General features: G+C 72.2%; 14 protein-coding genes. 3 read left to right on the top strand and 11 right to left on the bottom strand.

Features of this window, described 5'->3' with window-relative positions:
- Positions 1-4 precede the first annotated feature (4 nt).
- Genes ACSJD1_RS01535 through ACSJD1_RS01515 form a run of 5 tightly spaced genes read right to left on the bottom strand, consistent with a single transcriptional unit; the run spans position 5 to position 4070 of the window.
- Positions 5-1879 carry an alkyl/aryl-sulfatase gene (locus ACSJD1_RS01535; protein ID WP_438853553.1) on the bottom strand — a complete coding sequence of 625 codons (1875 nt, stop codon included), beginning with the start codon at positions 1877-1879 and terminating at the stop codon, positions 5-7.
- Positions 1880-1928: 49 nt separating this feature from the next.
- Complete coding sequence (locus ACSJD1_RS01530) at positions 1929-2600, bottom strand: GAP family protein (RefSeq protein ID WP_438853552.1); 672 nt, start codon at positions 2598-2600, stop codon at positions 1929-1931.
- A gap of 25 nt (positions 2601-2625) precedes the next feature.
- Complete coding sequence (locus ACSJD1_RS01525) at positions 2626-3249, bottom strand: hypothetical protein (protein ID WP_438853551.1); 624 nt, start codon at positions 3247-3249, stop codon at positions 2626-2628.
- Positions 3250-3258: 9 nt separating this feature from the next.
- Entirely contained in the window at positions 3259-3588 is a 330-nt protein-coding gene (locus ACSJD1_RS01520) for an SHOCT domain-containing protein (RefSeq protein ID WP_438853550.1), read from the bottom strand.
- 50 nt (positions 3589-3638) lie between these two features.
- The gene (locus ACSJD1_RS01515; protein ID WP_438853549.1) at positions 3639-4070 is read right to left on the bottom strand and encodes a DUF6325 family protein; all 432 of its coding nucleotides are present in this window, start codon (positions 4068-4070) and stop codon (positions 3639-3641) included.
- 180 nt (positions 4071-4250) lie between these two features.
- Between ACSJD1_RS01515 and ACSJD1_RS01510 the strand changes: the two genes are divergently transcribed.
- Complete coding sequence (locus tag ACSJD1_RS01510) at positions 4251-4643, top strand: SHOCT domain-containing protein (protein ID WP_438853548.1); 393 nt, start codon at positions 4251-4253, stop codon at positions 4641-4643.
- A 61-nt stretch (positions 4644-4704) separates the two neighbouring features.
- Here the strand turns inward: ACSJD1_RS01510 and ACSJD1_RS01505 are convergent, their stop codons facing one another.
- The 6 genes from ACSJD1_RS01505 to ACSJD1_RS01480 all read right to left on the bottom strand — a co-directional run bounded on the left by ACSJD1_RS01505 (position 4705) and on the right by ACSJD1_RS01480 (position 11229).
- Positions 4705-5832, bottom strand: a complete 1128-nt coding sequence (locus tag ACSJD1_RS01505; RefSeq protein WP_438853547.1) for a hypothetical protein — start codon at positions 5830-5832, stop codon at positions 4705-4707.
- A gap of 140 nt (positions 5833-5972) precedes the next feature.
- Positions 5973-6380 carry a DUF7144 family membrane protein gene (locus ACSJD1_RS01500; protein ID WP_438853546.1) on the bottom strand — a complete coding sequence of 136 codons (408 nt, stop codon included), beginning with the start codon at positions 6378-6380 and terminating at the stop codon, positions 5973-5975.
- An 88-nt stretch (positions 6381-6468) separates the two neighbouring features.
- Positions 6469-6966 carry a DUF2017 family protein gene (locus tag ACSJD1_RS01495; RefSeq protein WP_438853545.1) on the bottom strand — a complete coding sequence of 166 codons (498 nt, stop codon included), beginning with the start codon at positions 6964-6966 and terminating at the stop codon, positions 6469-6471.
- Positions 6963-7247, bottom strand: coding sequence for an ATP-dependent Clp protease adapter ClpS (gene clpS, locus ACSJD1_RS01490; protein WP_438854101.1), 285 nt, complete (start codon positions 7245-7247; stop codon positions 6963-6965). The genes ACSJD1_RS01495 and clpS overlap by 4 nt, the downstream gene beginning before the upstream one ends.
- A gap of 80 nt (positions 7248-7327) precedes the next feature.
- Positions 7328-10009 carry an adenylate/guanylate cyclase domain-containing protein gene (locus ACSJD1_RS01485; RefSeq protein WP_438853544.1) on the bottom strand — a complete coding sequence of 894 codons (2682 nt, stop codon included), beginning with the start codon at positions 10007-10009 and terminating at the stop codon, positions 7328-7330.
- A 68-nt stretch (positions 10010-10077) separates the two neighbouring features.
- Complete coding sequence (locus tag ACSJD1_RS01480; RefSeq protein ID WP_438853543.1) at positions 10078-11229, bottom strand: class I SAM-dependent methyltransferase; 1152 nt, start codon at positions 11227-11229, stop codon at positions 10078-10080.
- A 107-nt stretch (positions 11230-11336) separates the two neighbouring features.
- Here ACSJD1_RS01480 and ACSJD1_RS01475 point away from each other — a divergent pair, with 107 nt between their 5' ends.
- Both ACSJD1_RS01475 and ACSJD1_RS01470 read left to right on the top strand, forming a co-directional pair.
- Complete coding sequence (locus ACSJD1_RS01475; protein WP_438853542.1) at positions 11337-14543, top strand: hypothetical protein; 3207 nt, start codon at positions 11337-11339, stop codon at positions 14541-14543.
- Positions 14544-14780: 237 nt separating this feature from the next.
- A complete protein-coding gene (locus ACSJD1_RS01470) occupies positions 14781-15482 on the top strand; it encodes a hypothetical protein (protein ID WP_438853541.1) in 702 nt (233 codons plus the stop codon).
- The last annotated feature ends 4 nt before the right edge of the window (positions 15483-15486 follow it).

Genomic DNA, 15486 nt, shown 5'->3' with positions numbered 1-15486 from the left:
GACGTCACGGCAGGACGATGTCGAACGACGGGTCGCCCGGCTGGAGCACCGACATGAGCCGGTCGAGCACTTCGGTGTCGCCCGTGCGGTCGATGCCGGCGCTCTCGCGGTCGCCTCCGAGGAGTGCGAGCATGCGCGGCTTCGACAGAGCCACCGTCGCCTGCGCGCTCGTCTCGTCAGCCGGCTTCTCGACGTACACCAGGACCCCGTTGCGGAGCGTGACGCGGAAGTTCCGGCCGACGTCGGTGAACTGCAGGTCGAGGGCGAGGTCGAGGTCCCACGCTCGCGGCCCGTCGACGGTGATGGCGATCGCGTCGAGCAACTGCTCGGCGCTCAGCTGGGCGAGGATCTCGGGGGCCGCCGTCGCGGTCGGCGTGCCGAAGTTCTCGCCGCGCAGCTCCGTCGCGCCGGAGAGGAAGAAGTTCCGCCACGTGCCGTTCTCGGCGCCGTACGCGAGCTGCTCGAGCGTGTCCGCGTACAGCGTGCGCGCCGCGGCGTGGTCCGCGTCGGCGAAGACCGCGTGGTCGAGCAGGGTCGCCGCCCATCGGAAGTCGCCCGCGTCGTACGCCTCCTGCGCCAGCTCGACCACGCGATCGAGGCCGCCGATCGCGGCGACGTAGCGTTGCGCGAGCGCCGCCGGCGGGTGCGGCCAGAGCCGCGCCGGGTTGCCGTCGAACCAGCCCATGTAGCGCTGGTAGATCGCCTTCACGTTGTGGCTCACCGACCCGTAGTACCCGCGCGCGTGCCACGCGTTCTCGAGGGCCGGCGGGAGCTGGATCTCCTCGGCGATCTCCGCCCCGGTCATTCCACGGTTGAGCATGCGCAGGGTCTGGTCGTGGAGGTAGCCGTACAGGTCGCGCTGGAGCCCGAGGAACTCGCGGATCTCGTCGGCGCCCCACGTCGGCCAGTGGTGCGACGCGAAGACGACGTCGGCGCGGTCGCCGAAGCGTTCGATCGCCTCGGTGAGGTACTTCGACCAGACGTGGGGGTCGCGCACGAGCGCGCCGCGCAGGGTCAGCAGGTTGTGCAGGGTGTGGGTCGCGTTCTCGGCCATGCACAGCGCACGCTTCGCCGGGAAGAGGAAGTGCATCTCGGCGGGCGCCTCGGTGCCGGGCGCCATCTGGAACTCGATCTCGACGCCGTCGACGACGTGCGTCTCGCCCGTCGTGCGGATCTCGAGGGTCGGCACGACGATGCCCGGGTGCCCGGTCGACGTCGACTGGCCGAGACCGGCGCCGACGGCGCCCTTCGGTCCGCGCTCGAGCGCCGCGCCGTACATGTACCCCGCCCGCCGCGACATCGCGGTGCCCGCGTACACGTTCTCGGCGACCGCCTCGCCGACGATGCCGATCGGGGCGATGACCTGCACGCCGCCGGGCCGCACGTCCTGCGCGTCGACGATGCCGAGCACGCCGCCGAAGTGGTCGATGTGGCTGTGCGTGAAGATGACCGCGGTCACCGGCCGGTCGCCGCGGTGCGCACGGTACAACTCCAGCGCCGCCGCGGCGGTCTCCTTCGAGATGAGCGGGTCGATCACGATGACGCCCGTGTCGCCCTCGACGAAGCTCACGTTCGAGAGGTCGAGCCCGCGCACCTGGTAGATGCCCTCGACGACCTCGTAGAGCCCCTGCTTCGACGCGAGCATCGACTGGCGCCAGAGGCTCGGGTTCACCGTGTCCGGTGCATCGCCCGTGATGAACGCGAATTCGTTCGCATCCCACACGACCGCGCCCGCGGCGTCCGTGATCTCACCGTTTTCGAGCGCTCCCACGAACCCGCGATCCGCGGCCTCGAGGTCTCGCTCGTCATCGAACGGCAAGGCGGATGCCAGGTCGCGCTGCTGCGCTCGGATGGCCTCGGTCGCGTCGTTCTGCTGCATGGTTTCGGTCTCCACTCCGTGTCGGTCGAGGCGGCGCCGTGGCGCCGGGTCAGAAGTTGCCGACGCCCTTGCCGATCAGCACCACGCCGATCACGAGCAGGAGCACGGCCATGACGGTCGCGTTGTTGTGCACGAGCCAGCCGCGCAGGCGCTCGAGCGGTGCGGCCATGCGATCGGATGCCGCGAGGTACGCGACGACCGGCACGGCGACGGAGGCGGCGGCGATGATCGTGAACACGAGCAGCACCACCGCCGAGGGCCCGATGCCGAGTGCGGCCGAGCCGATCGAGAGGCCCGCGCCGGCACCGAGCAGGAGGTTCTTCGGGTTCACCGCCGCCAGCAGGAACCCGAGCCCGAACGCCCGTCCGGCGGTCATCGCATCGATGCCCGCCATCCACTTGGGCAGCGGCGGCTCCTCGCCGGGCGCTGGACGGCTCCGCCACTGCCGGAGCGCCAGGAACAGCAGGCCGACCCCGAGCACGAGCTGCATCACGGCGGTGACCGGCTTCGGGTCATCCGAATCGCCCTGCGGGAGCACCGCCGAGAGCAGCGTGAACACCGTCGCCGCGATGGCGATCCCGAGGACCCATCCGCCGAGGAAGCCGACGCTCGTCGACCGTGCCCTCGGCGAAAGCAGCATCAGGATCGCCGCGATGATCGGGATCGGGCTGATCGCGATCCCCACGGCGAGCGGCAGGATGTCACCGATCGCTCCGCCCATCGTCGTCCTCCTCCGCTTGAACCGGTCAGATCCGTATCGGGAACGTCGCGAGGATCGCGACGCCGATGATCGCCGCGATCACCGCGAGCCCGAGCAGCGTCCGCGCCATCCAGGTGACGATCTCGCGCTGCGACATGGCGGTGAGGAAGAGCACGAGGGCGAAGAGCACCGTGAGCAGCGAGTAGTTGTCACCGCGCTGGTTGTTCTCGAGCGCCTGGGCGAACTTCGCGTCGGCGCGGGCGTTCAGCTCCTCGGCCTCCTCGGTGCCCGCCGGCACGTACTCGTCGCGCGCGAACGGGGACCGCTCGACCTGCCCGTCAGCGACCCACTCGACGTACGCGACCTCGAACTCCGGCGTGAACCGCGCCCGGATGTACTCGGCCAGCTCATCCTCGCCGCGACCCACCGCCTCGACGTATGAGGCGTAGATCGTCAGGTCGAAGGTCTGCGACGACCTCGCCTCCCCCTGCGCCGACGCCGCCTGGATCCGCGCGCTCGACGCCTGGCTGAAGGCGATGGACATCTCGCCGCCCCACTTGGAGGATTCGAATCCGCACCACGCCGTGAGCACGGCCATGACGGACAGCAGGAAGACGCCCACGATCTCCGTGGCGCGCGTCCACCCGTCGCGCGTCGCGTGCTCGGTCATGCGACGCCGTCAGCCGAGCAGCTTCGCCTTCGCCGCGGCGAACTCGGCGTCGCTCAGGATGCCCTGCTCCTTGAGGGTCGCGAGCTTCTGCAGCTCGGCGACGACGTCGACGCCGCCTCCCGCTGCGGCTGCCGGTGCGGGTGGCGGGGGCGGCGGTGCCTGCATCGCCGCCTGCTGCGCGGCCGCCTGCTGCGCCTGGTACTGCTCGGCCTCCCACTGCTGCTGCGCGGCCGCCTGCTCCTCGGCCTGCTGGTCGGCGTACCTCCCCTGCTGGCGGCGTGCGACGCGGCCGCTCACGGCGGTCGCGGTCCCCGCGACCACCGCGGTGCGCGCGGCCATCCCGATCAGCCCCGGTCGTCCCATGCGTCGAATCGGCATGACGTCTCCCCCTACTCCTCGTCGCTCGCCTCGGCGAGCACCTCGTTCACGACCGTGGCCGGGATGCGCTCCACCTGGAGCACCTCGCCGCCGGACGCGGCGAAGGCCGACGCGATCTTCTTCGCCCACAGCAGCTCGATCGCCATGATCGCGCCCGACGTGCCGGGCGGGATCGAGTCCGCGAGCTCGTCGATGTCCTCGTCGCCGACGATGCCGGACGCCTCGAGCTCCACGACCGCGAAGCCCGCCTCGTCGCGGAACTCCTCATACTCGCGCACCGTGACCTCGCCGTCGTCGCCCCGAGAGACGATCAACAGGTCGAGCAGCCGGATCTCGTCGCCGACCATCAGTTCACCCAGTGCGGTCGCCGTCGCCTCGTCGAGGCGATCGCCCTCGAAGCTCACCACGTAGACGTCGACCGGACCGTATTCGAATTCAGCCATCGATTCCCCCCTCGGGAAGCAGACTAGGTGGCGCCCCGCGGCGCCGCCAGTGTCGATTCCAGTGCACGTCGCGCCGCGCCGACGAGCCCAAGGTCCTGTCGCTCCGGGTCGGCGCAGCACTAATGTGACGCTGGGGGGCGGCATCCGGCGTCCCCGTCGACGACTGGAAAGGTCACCCCCGTGGACTTCGCGAGCAACTTCTGGAACTTCGTCTGGATCTTCTTCTGGAGCTTCGCCTTCATCGCGTACCTGTTCGCCCTGTTCGCGATCATCGGGGACCTGTTCCGCGACCACGAGCTCAACGGCTGGTGGAAGGCCGTCTGGATCCTCTTCCTGATCTTCCTGCCCTTCCTCACGGCCCTCATCTACCTCATCGCACGCGGGGACGGCATGGCCAAGCGATCCGCTGCCGCGGCCTCCGACGCGCAGGCCGCGACCGACGCCTACATCCGCCAGGCCGCGGGCGGCGCGAGCCCGTCCGACGAGATCGCGAAGGCGAAGGCGCTGCTCGACGCCGGCACGATCACCGCACCGGAGTACGAGGCCATCAAGGCCAAGGCGCTCGGCGCCTGACGAGACGGCGAACGGCCGGGCCCCGGAGCGGGCCCGGCCGTTCGGCGTCTCGCGATCCAGGTCAGGCCGTGACCGCCACCACCCGTCGGGCCCCGACCGAGCCGGTGTTCCGCAGGAACAGGATGATCCAGCTGAAGATCAGCATCCCCGCCACGAGCTCGACCGCGGTGAGGTTGTAGTACCCCACTGCGAAGAAGACCCCGAGCACGACGATGGCCCCGACGTACACCCAGCCGAGGATGACGAACACGCGGGGCATCGCCGGCAGGAATCGCGGCAACCCGATCACGATGACCGTGTAGACGACCGCCATGCCGGTCGCAACCGTGTTGTGCACGGCGAAGAACTCGTCGACGGGGAAGATCCCCACGCACGCCAGCAGGACCCCGATGAGAATGAGCCCGTAGCGGACGAAGTCGCGGCCCCGCCGGTCGCGGTCCGTCGTCACCGGAAGGCCGGCGGTGGCGTAGCGGGCGACGATCGTGACGATCGCCCCGGCGATGACGAGCGTGAGGTTGAAGGCGAGCGCCGACACGTCGTCGGTCATGCCGAGCGCGCTGAGGTTCTTCTCCCACCAGAGCGGGTCGCTCGAGCTCAGCATCGCGGTGATGACGCCGACCACGAGGAAGGCGGCCAGGACGATCGAGAGCAGCATCGGCGTCATCCGCACCGACGACAGGAAGCAGACGTACGCGGTCAGGGCGAGCGAGACGCCGAAGAGGAGCGCTCCGGGGATCGGGAACACCTCGGCGCCGAGGAAGCTCTGCTCGAGCACGTCGGCGAGTCCCGTCCAGCCGAGCAGAGCGATGACGCCGTGCGCGACCGCGAGCGCGGCGACGTCGAACCAGAGCAGCGGCGGAGCCTCGGCTCCGCGCGGACCCGTGGCGCTCCGCGTCGCGGCGGCCTCCTCGACGTCGGGATCGTCGGGCGCGGGTCCGAACCGGCGCTTCAGCAGGATCCGCCCGGCGACGAAGGCGAGGATGCCCGCGATCGCCGACCCGATCGCGACGCTCGTGCCGAGTGAGCCCGGCCCGGCGATCGGCAGGTTGCGCCCCCAGAAGGCGATGAGTCCGACCGGTGCGGCGACGACGAAGACGATCGCCCCGACGATGAGGGCGCTCGACTCGATCGACTCGGTCGTGCGTGTGGGCTCGCGCAGGATCCCCACGATCGACGACGGCTGGGACATCGCTCCTCCGCTCATGTGAGCCCGTCGCACCGTTCGCCGGCGCAGGTGCCGAGCCCGCGGCACCAGACTGCCAGCCGCAGCCGCACGCGGGTCATCGCCGCTCCGGCGGATTCGGACCGGCGCGGCACCCGGATCGCGTGTCAGCGCCTGGCGGCGAGCTCCTTGCCGTGCACCGTCAGCGCGTAGATCACGAAGACGTCGACCGCGATCACGATCGCCGACCACCACGGCTGCAGGGGCAGGACCATGAGGTTCGCCAGGACGCTGAACGCCGCGAGGATGATCGCGACGACCCGCGCCCACGATGCTCCGGCGAGCAGGGCGACGCCGACGAGCACGAGGAAGAGCCCGAGGAACAGGTGCAGCCAGCCCCAGCCGGTCGCGTTGAGGACCAGGAGTTCGCCGTCGGACGGCTTGAGGAAGTACGTGTTGTTCGGCAGCAGGATCGCGATGAGTCCGTAGATGGCGCCGATCGCACCGGAGATGATGATCATCACCCCGGCGAACCAGCCCCAGCCGACCCAGCCGGTGACGTTCGTGTCGGACATGGCGCACCCTTCCGGCGCGCCCGTCGATGGGCGCACCCACGCGCATCGTCCTACGGTCCGCGGACGCGGCCACGGGACTTTCGACCCGTCAGCGCCCGAGCGGGTCGAGGACCTCGAGCATCGACCCCTGGACGATGCCCGCCCACTCGTACGCGGCGCGGAGGTAGTCGTCGCGCTCGTCGTCGGCGGGTTCGGCCTCGTCGGGGTCGGTCACGCCGACGCGCTCGGCGAGGATCAGCCGCAGGTCGGTGAGGAAGGTGAGCCACCCCCACGCCTGCGCCTGGTCGAGCTCGATCTCGACGAGTCCGGCATCGCGCTCGGTCGCCGTCGCGTCACGGACCGACTGGGCGGCCTGGCGCTTGCCGTCGACGAGGCTGTCCCGCGTGTAGCGCGTGAAGTCGCTCGCGGCCTCGCGGTCGTCCGGGTACGCGGACGGGAAGAGCCGGCCGAGCGCGGGATCGTCGTCACCGCCGAGCAGCAGTACCGAGTCGACCTGGTCGGCGAGCTCGGAGAGCAGCATGGCCTCCTCGGTCTCCAGCACGATCCGCACGCCGTCGGCGCCGCCCTCGCGTCCGGCGACGATCACGGCTCCGCCTTCGAGACCGTCGCCTGCAGGCCGTAGCCGTGCATGGCGTGCACGTGACGCTCCATCGCCTCGCGATTGCCGGATGCCACGACCGCGCGCCCCTCGTGATGCACCTGCAGCATGAGCCGTTCGGCCTCCTCGCGCGGGTAGCCGAAGTAGCTGCGGAACACGTAGGTGACGTACGTCATGAGGTTGACCGGGTCGTCCCACACGACGGTCTGCCACGGCAGGTCGGGGCGCACGGCCTCGTCGGCGACGAGGTCGGCGTCGAGCTGCTCGATGGTGGACGTCACGATCCCAGACTGACACGCTCCCGGCCCGCTCGCACGTCCCCTTTCGCCACGAGCGACCCGGCACCGGGTCACTCCGCGTCGTCGCCCCCGTCGGTCGGTATGGGGCGGCCGAGCGCGAACGCGACCGCCTGCGGCAGGTCCATCGCCATGCCCGCGCGATAGATCGGCTCGAGGTCGTCGCGCGAGGGGTCCAGCTCCTCCAACGAGAGTCCCCGGATCCGCGTGATCTCGTGGTCGACGATCTTCGCGCCCGACGAGTTCCGGAGGCCGCGGACGGCCCCGGCGAGGCGCGCGGCGCGCTCCTCGTCGTCCGCCGCCTGCGCAAGTGCGGCCGCCAGCGAGAGGAAGAGCACGACGGCGGAGACGTCGCGGTGCGGGGCGAACAGCTCCAGTCCCTCCTCGAGGTAGTCCCATGCGGTCTCGATGTCGCCGACCCTCGCCGAGAAGATGGCGACCTCGAACATCCCCCAGCCCATGCCGAACTCGTTGCCGGCCCTCCGGTAGTGGTCGATGCTCCGGTGGAAGAGCTCGAGGGCCTGGGTCAGGTCGTCGTCCAGGTCCGAGACGGCCAGGCCGCGGCCCCACGTGATGTTCCCGAGCCCGTTCTCGTCGCCGAGCCGGCGGTAGATCGCCTCGCCCTCGTCGTACAGGCCGTAGACCTCGGCTCGCACCTCGTCGGTGACGCCGGTCGTGACTGCAGCGACGGACTGGCCGATCGCCGAGTTGTAGATCGCGTTCGCGATGTCGGCCGGATCGCCGAGCTCGCGCTGGATCGCGAGGGCCTCCCGGTACGGCGGCACGCATCGCTCGATCTCGCCCTGCCACCAGTAGACCCCGCCGAGCGCCTCGAGGGCGCGTGCACGGTTGAGGGGCTCGCCCCCCTCGAGCGAGATCACGGTCTCGAGACGGCTCCGACCCTCGTACAGGTGGCCGCGCGACTGCCAGAAGCGCCACGAGGCGGCGGCGAGCCGCAGCGCGAGGTCGGTCTGGCCGTGCACGGCCGCCCAGTCGAGGGCCGTCCTGACGTTGTCGTGGTCGGCGTCGAACCGGTCGAGCCACTCCGAACGGTCCTCGCCGAGGACGTGCGAGGCGACCTCCTCCGCCCAGTCGACGTACGCCTCGAGGTGACGACGGTGCACGGCTTCGGCCGTCCCGCCCGCCTCGAGCTTCAGGAGCGCGACCTCGCGGATCACGTGCAGCGAGCGGAACCGGGCTCGTCCGCCGGGCGCCGCGACCTGGCGGAGCAGTCCCTGGTCGACGAGTTCCGCGATCCCCGCGAGCAGGTCGACGTCGATGTCGTCGCAGACCCGCTCGATCTGCTCGAGGTCGGCGCCCCCGGCGAACACGCCGAGCCGGGCGAAGAGCACCTGCACCGGCGGGTCGAGCAGGTCGTGGCTCCACGCGATCGCGCCCTCGATCGTACGCTGGCGCGCCGGCAGGTCGATCGTCCCCGTGCCGGGACGGGCCGGGTCGAGCCGGGCGAGGATCTCGGGCACCGGCAGCAGCCGCACGCGCGAGGCCACCAACTCGATGGCGAGCGGGAGTCCGTCGAGCCCGCGCACGAGCTCCGAGACCGCGTCGGCGTTCTCCGGCGTGACCGCGAAGTCGGGTCGCACGGCGAGCGCCCGGTCGACGAAGAGCGCGACCGCGTCGGTCTCCGTCGCGAGTTCCCGATCGTGCCGGTCGGGCAGGTCCATGGGCTCGAGCGGCATCTCCTGCTCTGCGGCGATCCGGAGCGGACCGCGCGAGGTGACGAGGAATCGGGAGCGCGGCGCCGCCGACACCATGGCCGCGACGAGCGGCGCCGCGGCGATGACCTGCTCGAAGTTGTCGAGGATCAGCAGCACCTCGAGGTCGGACACGCGATCCAGCAGCGCGTCGCGCGGCGGCCGGTTGCCCGGCAGCACGTCCTCGCCGAGCGCGCGGAGGATCTGCGACGGGACGACGGCGGGATCGTCCACCGGGGCGAGGTCGACGAAGAAGACCCCGTCGCGGAACCGCCCGCCGACCTCGGCGCCCACCTGGACGGCGAGCCTGGTCTTGCCGGTGCCGCCCGTGCCCGTGACGGTCACCACGTGCGACGTCTCCAGCAGCCCGCGCACCCGTTCCCGCTCGCGCCGCCGGCCGACGAAGTGCGTGACCGGCTCGGGCAGGTTGCTCGGCGCACCCTCGAGGGATCGCAGCGCCGGGAAGCGGGTCTGGATGTCGGGGATGTCGAGCTGGGAGATCGCCTCCGCCTGGGAGAGGTCCCTGAGGTGGTGCCGACCGAGGTCGTGGAGCGAGACGCCGTCGGGCAGCTCGTGCTCGACGAGGGCGGCCGTCGATGCGGAGAGCACGACCTGCCCGCCGTGCGCCGCACCCATGATGCGGGCCGCGCGGTGGACGTCGAGGCCGATGTAGTCGTCGCCGCCGAGCAGCCCGAGCCCGGTGTGCAGGCCCATCCGGACCCTCGGCGCGAAGCCCTCGGGCCAGTCGTGGGCGCTGATCGCCCGCTGCGCCGCGACCGCGGCCGCGACCGCGTCGATCGCCGAGGCGAACGCGGCGAAGAACCCGTCGCCCTCGGTCTTGACCACGGTGCCGCCGCTGCCCGTGATGGCCTCGCGGAGCAGCCGGTCGTGTTCGGCGAGCAGGGCAGGCCACTGCTCCCCGGCCGCCTGCACCAGGCGGGTCGATCCCTCGACGTCCGTGAACAGGAACGTGACCGTCCCCGTCGGGAGACGACGACGGCTCGTCGCAGCCGTGCTGGTCACCCTTCGAGACTGGCACGTCCCGCCGTCGAGCGCATGCCCCAGTTCACGGCATGTCGGGCGCGGCGACCTCAGGACGGCGACGCCGCCGCCCGGCGCATCGACGCGGTGACCGTGAACTTCGGGTTCCGCGCGACCTGCCGCGTCGGTCCGACGATCCGCTCGAGCAGCGGCCGATAGCGCAGGTGCGAGTTCCACACGCACCAGAGCTCGCCGCCGGGTGCGAGCACGCGCGCGGCCTCGGCGAACAGGTGCGTCGCGATCCCGGTGTGCACGGCGGCGTCCGAGTGGAAGGGCGGGTTCAGCACGACGAGCCGCTCGCTCGCGTCGGGCAGGTGCTCGAGGCCGTCGGCGCGCGTCACCTCGACGCGGTCGCCGACGCCGTTGGCCGCGGCGGTGAGCGGGGCGGATGCCGCGGCCGCGGCGCTCCGGTCCGAGGCGCGCACCACGACGCCCGGGCGCTCGCGCGCGAGCCAGGCGGCGACGACGCCCGAGCCGCACGCGAGGTCCACGGCGGTCGCGGCATCCGGCACCGCGTCGGCCAGGACGCCGAGCAGGAACCGTGTGCCGATGTCGACGCCGGTTCCGGCGAAGACGCCGCCGTGCGCCACCACCTCGAGTCCGAGTTCATCGTCGCGCGCGGTGCGCGGCCAGGCCAGCGCGGGGCGATCCGAACCCTGCAGCGGCCCCGAGGCGACGAGCACGCGCGACTTCTGCCGGGCGTGCGTCACGTCGACGCGCTCGAACCACCGGCCGAGCACGTCGTTCATGGCGAGCGACATGTGCTTGAGGCGGCCGCCGGCGAACACGCGAACGTCGGGCGACGCGTGCCGGGCGATCAGCCCGGCCACCTCGTCGAGCCGGTCGAGCGAGCGCGGCAGGCGCATCAATACGACGCGGGCGCCCGCGAGCAGCTCGGGCCCGAGCGGCAGCGCGGCGGGCCGTTCGTCGGCTCCGATGCCGAGCCGTTCGGCATTCTCCGCGAGCGCACGCTCCCCCGTGATCGGGTCCTGGTGCACGCGGACGCCCCGCGCACCGGCGTCCGCCGCGCCGAGCGCGAGCGCCCCGTACGCGTCGTCGATCACGACGACCGAGCCGGGGGCGGAAGCGACCTCGGCGAGCGCGGCCGCCGATTCGTCGAGGATCAGCCGGTCAGCGGCATCCGCTGCGGGCAGCCCGGGCGCCTCGAGGTCGGGGTGACGGCGGAGCGCATCGAAGTCCACCTCGGCACCCTACCCGCGCTGCGCCACGGGAAGATCCCCCGAACGGGGCGCACCGCGGCATCCGCCGGAGGACTATCGTCACGGCCAAGCCTTGGATGGGGGGAGCCATGGCCGCCGTCGTCGAACGTGCCTCGGCATCGTCGGTGCAGGCGCAGGCGCGCGCCGCCGACTCGCTGAAGCGGTGGGTCAAGTCCCGTCGGCCGCGCACGATGCGCGCCATCGTCGCGGTCGCGGTCGCCCTCGCCGCGGTCATCTCACTCGCCGAGATCGACCGGCTCATCGCGGGCGCGCTGAGCGCCACCGGCCGCAGCGCCTCGCTGAACGGCACGATCGGGCCGCTCGCACTGCTCTCCAGGGAGAGCTGGGCCGAATGGGCGTCGAGCGCCAGCCGTGGTTCGATCGGCGGATGGATCATCGCGTCGATCCTCATCGACCTGGCCCTCATCGTCGCCTACTTCTGGATGGCGAAGCGGATCATCGCCCGGATGGGCGACGAGCAACCGCGCGGGTATGCGCACACCACCCTCATCGTGCTGCTCGGCGTCGAGGCGGCCGAGTTCGTGGTGCTGCTCGCGGGGGCACTGCTTCTCGTGTTCGGCGGGGCGCCGGTCCCGGCCGACGAGGCGGGCCTCCTGGCGCCGCTCGGTCCGATCGCAATCACCGAGGCCGCGCTCGGCACCCTCAAGTGCGCGCTCATCCTGTTGCTGGCCGTCTTCGTCGTGCGCGACGCCCTCGCTCGGCGGATCATCTGGACCGCCGTCCGCCGGCTCGCGCAGGCGCTCTGGCTGCACCGCCTGTCGGCCGTGCTCGTCCTCGCCCTCGCGGTCCTCACGTGCATCCCCACCGAGGGCGTGCTCGACCAGCTTCCGGACCTGCAGCGCCGGTGGGCGGCGTTCGACGGCGCGGCCGGTCGGCACATGCTCCTCGCCCTCGTGGCGATCGCGATCGCCGTGCTCTGCGCCTGGTCGCTCGGCCGGGCGCGCACACGCGCACTCGCCTCGGGGGTCCGGGGGTTCGACGTGACCGAGGTGACGCCCCGCCGCGTGCATGCGCTGTGGTGGCTCGCCCCGATGATCGTCTGGCTCGTGCTCTGGGTCGTGACGGGGTCGCTGACCGGCGCCTGGGTGCCCGGATGGTCGGCCATCGTGTTCCTCGTCGTGCCCGCGCTCGTCATGCTGACCTGGCTGCGCCGGCCGGATGCCGCGTGGAAGATCACGCCTCGGATCGACCGCCTCGACCGCGCGCGCTGGGCGTGGCTCACGGGCGACGCCGTCGCCGTCGCCATCCCGGTCATCGCGGGGCTCGGGCTCGTGCGCTCGTTCACCGCGCCGGTGTTCGCCGGGCAGCTGCCGAACGACGCCGCGGAGCGGTATCCGCTCTCCATCGTCCTGCTCCTGCTCGGGCTCGCGATGGCGGTCGTCTCACCGTGGCTGCTCCGGTGGAAGTGGCACGTGCCGGTGCTGCTCGACCCGACCGTCCGCGTGGACGCGGACGCCGGGGCGCCGCGGCGACGGCGGATCCACATCATCGTCATCGTGCTCGGCTTCGTCGCCGGGCTCCTGCTGCTCGCGTGGATCGGCCTCCTGCCCGTGCAGACCGCCGCGCTCTTCGGGGCGCCGGCGCTCGCGGTGCTGCTCCTCACCGCGTGGGGTGCGGTGCTCGGCGCCTTCACGGTCGTGCTGCAGGACCACCCGCCGGCGCCCGTCTTCCGGTTCCTACGGCTGCGTGCCGATCCCGTCCTCACGCTCGCCATCACGATCCCGCTCATCTGGGCGATCATCGCGCCGGTGGTCGGTGCGGACGACGTCGGCCTGCACGGCGTGCGCACGGGGGCGGTCGAGTCGAAGGGCGACCCGGTCGCAGCGCGCAACGCCGACGACTCGTTCGAGGACCAGGTGGACGATCGGCTGCGCACGCTCGCCCGCGCCGGCTGCACCGCCACCGTCGGCGATGCGGAGTTCACTCCGGCGCTCGTGGTGGTCGCCGAGGGCGGCGGCATCCGCGCCGCCTACTGGACCGCGCGGGCGCTCGACCAACTCCGCGGTCGCGTCGACGAGCCGGACTGCATCGCCGCCTCGGTACTGCTGTCGAGCGGCGTCAGCGGCGGCTCCGTGGGACTCGCCGTCGCCGCCGCCGGTGAATCGGACGAGGTCCGTGCCGCGACGGAGCTCAAGCGGCTCGCGGGACCGGACGCCGTCGGCACCGGCGCCGCGTCGCTCATGGTGGGCGATCTCGTCGCCTCGGTGACCGGGCTGCGCCTCCCGTCGAACGTCGCCGGCGAGTGGGCGTGGCGCGACCGCGCGGCCCTCATCGAGGACGTGTGGGTCGACGCCGTCAACGGGCTCAAGGCCACGGTCGCACTCGAGGCGAACGACCGCGTCGGCATCCCGGTGCTGAACTCCACCGACATCCGCTCGAAGTGCAAGGTGCTCGTCTCGAACGGGCTCACCACCGAGGCCGGGCCGACGCCCGCGCCGCCGACGACGTCGGGCGCCGGCGGTGCGGCGCCCGACGACGACCCGGCCGCCGCCGCCGCCGCGGTCGAGGCCGACCCGAGCATCGGCTGCGAGACGCCCGCGACGGCTCCCGCCGCGAGCCTGCCCGTCGCGTCCGCGTGCTTCTCCGACATGGACTGGGCGACCGCGGCGATGCTCTCCGCGCGCTTCGCGGTGATCACGCCGGCCGCACGCATGCCTGGCGAGAGCGTCTGCGGTGACGCGAGCATGCAACTCGTCGACGGCGGCTACGCGGAACCGTCGGGTCTCGGCACCGCCGCCGACCTGGCACCGGTCATCGCCGACCGCATCGCGGCGTGGAACCGCGAACATGCGAGCGCGGATCCGATCGTGCCGATCCTCGTGTACCTGAAGAACTCCGCCGGGTACGACCTCCGACGCAACCTCGAGGACGTGACCGCCGAGCCCCTCGTCCCGCTCGTGGGGTATCCGGCCCTGACGAAGGCCGCCACCGAGCAGGCGCTGCGACAGCGGGTGACCGCGGCGTTCGTCACGATCGGCGAGGTCGACGACGGCGACGCCACGACGGCGGACGCGGAGCCGACGGCCCCGAACGAGGGCTCCGAGAAGGCGGCTCGGGCGATCGAGGAGGTCCAGGACTGCGCGAACCCACGATGCCTGCCGGGCCTCGAGGTCATCGTCGCGCCGTCCACCGTGCCCGCGGTGATGCCGCCGCTCGGCTGGGCGCTGAGCGGGTTCAGCATCGGGAGCCTCGACCGCGCCATGCTGGTGCAGACGGAGAAGTCGACGACGGACGTGCCGAACCTCCGCACGCTCCGCTCGCTCACCGAGGGGTGACGCGCGCGTCCGAGGACGAGTCGGATCGTCCCCGCAACCCGATAGCGGCGATCAGCCGCATTTGGTAGGTTCTGCCCCCGAATGCGAGACACGGCAGGGCCACTGGGGGAGCGCCGCGCGGCGAGGGGATCGACCACGCGGCGTCCGTCGTCGGCGCCGTCGGGGCGCCGGGCCGCGCCGGTCGCCGGTCGCCGGTCGCCGGTCGGCGCATCGACCGCGGCGCCCGATCGGGACGCCGTGTCCGCGCACCGGGTTCCGCCGCCGCAGCGCCGGAGCGAGGGGTCCGTCCGTCCGCGGCATCGACGGCTGGGGAACGCGCTCGCGGCGACCGTCGCGGTCGCCGGCATCCTCGCGACGCTCGCGCTCGCACCGCTTCCACGTGCGAGCGCGCCGATCGCGGAGGCGTCCGTCACGACCGTCTCGCCGTTCTCAGGCGCCGTGCAGGAGGTCAAGGTCGACGGCGACGTCGCGCCCGCGAGCGTGTCGCGCGAGGGCTACTCGACCACGACCGGGCCCGAGACCCTCGTCGACTCCGGCACCAATTACGACTGGGCCAAGCTGGTGCTCGTCTTCGGCGACTGGCCGCTGACCGACGAGAACGTGCGGCTCATGGTCGAGTGGATGCGCGAGGAGAACGGCCCCGACAACTGGTGGAACCGCAACAACCCGCTGAACAACGGGTACGGCTCCGGCGGCGGCAGCGGCCTCGGCAGCTACGACACACTCGTCTCCGCGGCCGAATACGCCGCCTCCAACCTGAAGAAGCGCTCGTTCTACGCCGGCATCGTCGCCGGGCTCGAGGCCGGTACGTCGGCGGATGCCACGGCCCGCGCGATCTGGGCCTCGCCCTGGGCGTCGAGCCACTACGGGAACGGCACGTGGTGGTCGACGGCGCCGGTTCCGGTGGTCACCGCACCCGCATCCGCCTGGGGGCGCTGAGCCC

Origin of the sequence: Agromyces excoecariae, from assembly GCF_051715505.1 — a bacterium.
Lineage (GTDB): Bacteria > Actinomycetota > Actinomycetes > Actinomycetales > Microbacteriaceae > Agromyces.
The sequence above is the reverse complement of the archived record's forward strand: the minus strand, read 5'-3'. Positions and strand labels throughout refer to the sequence as shown.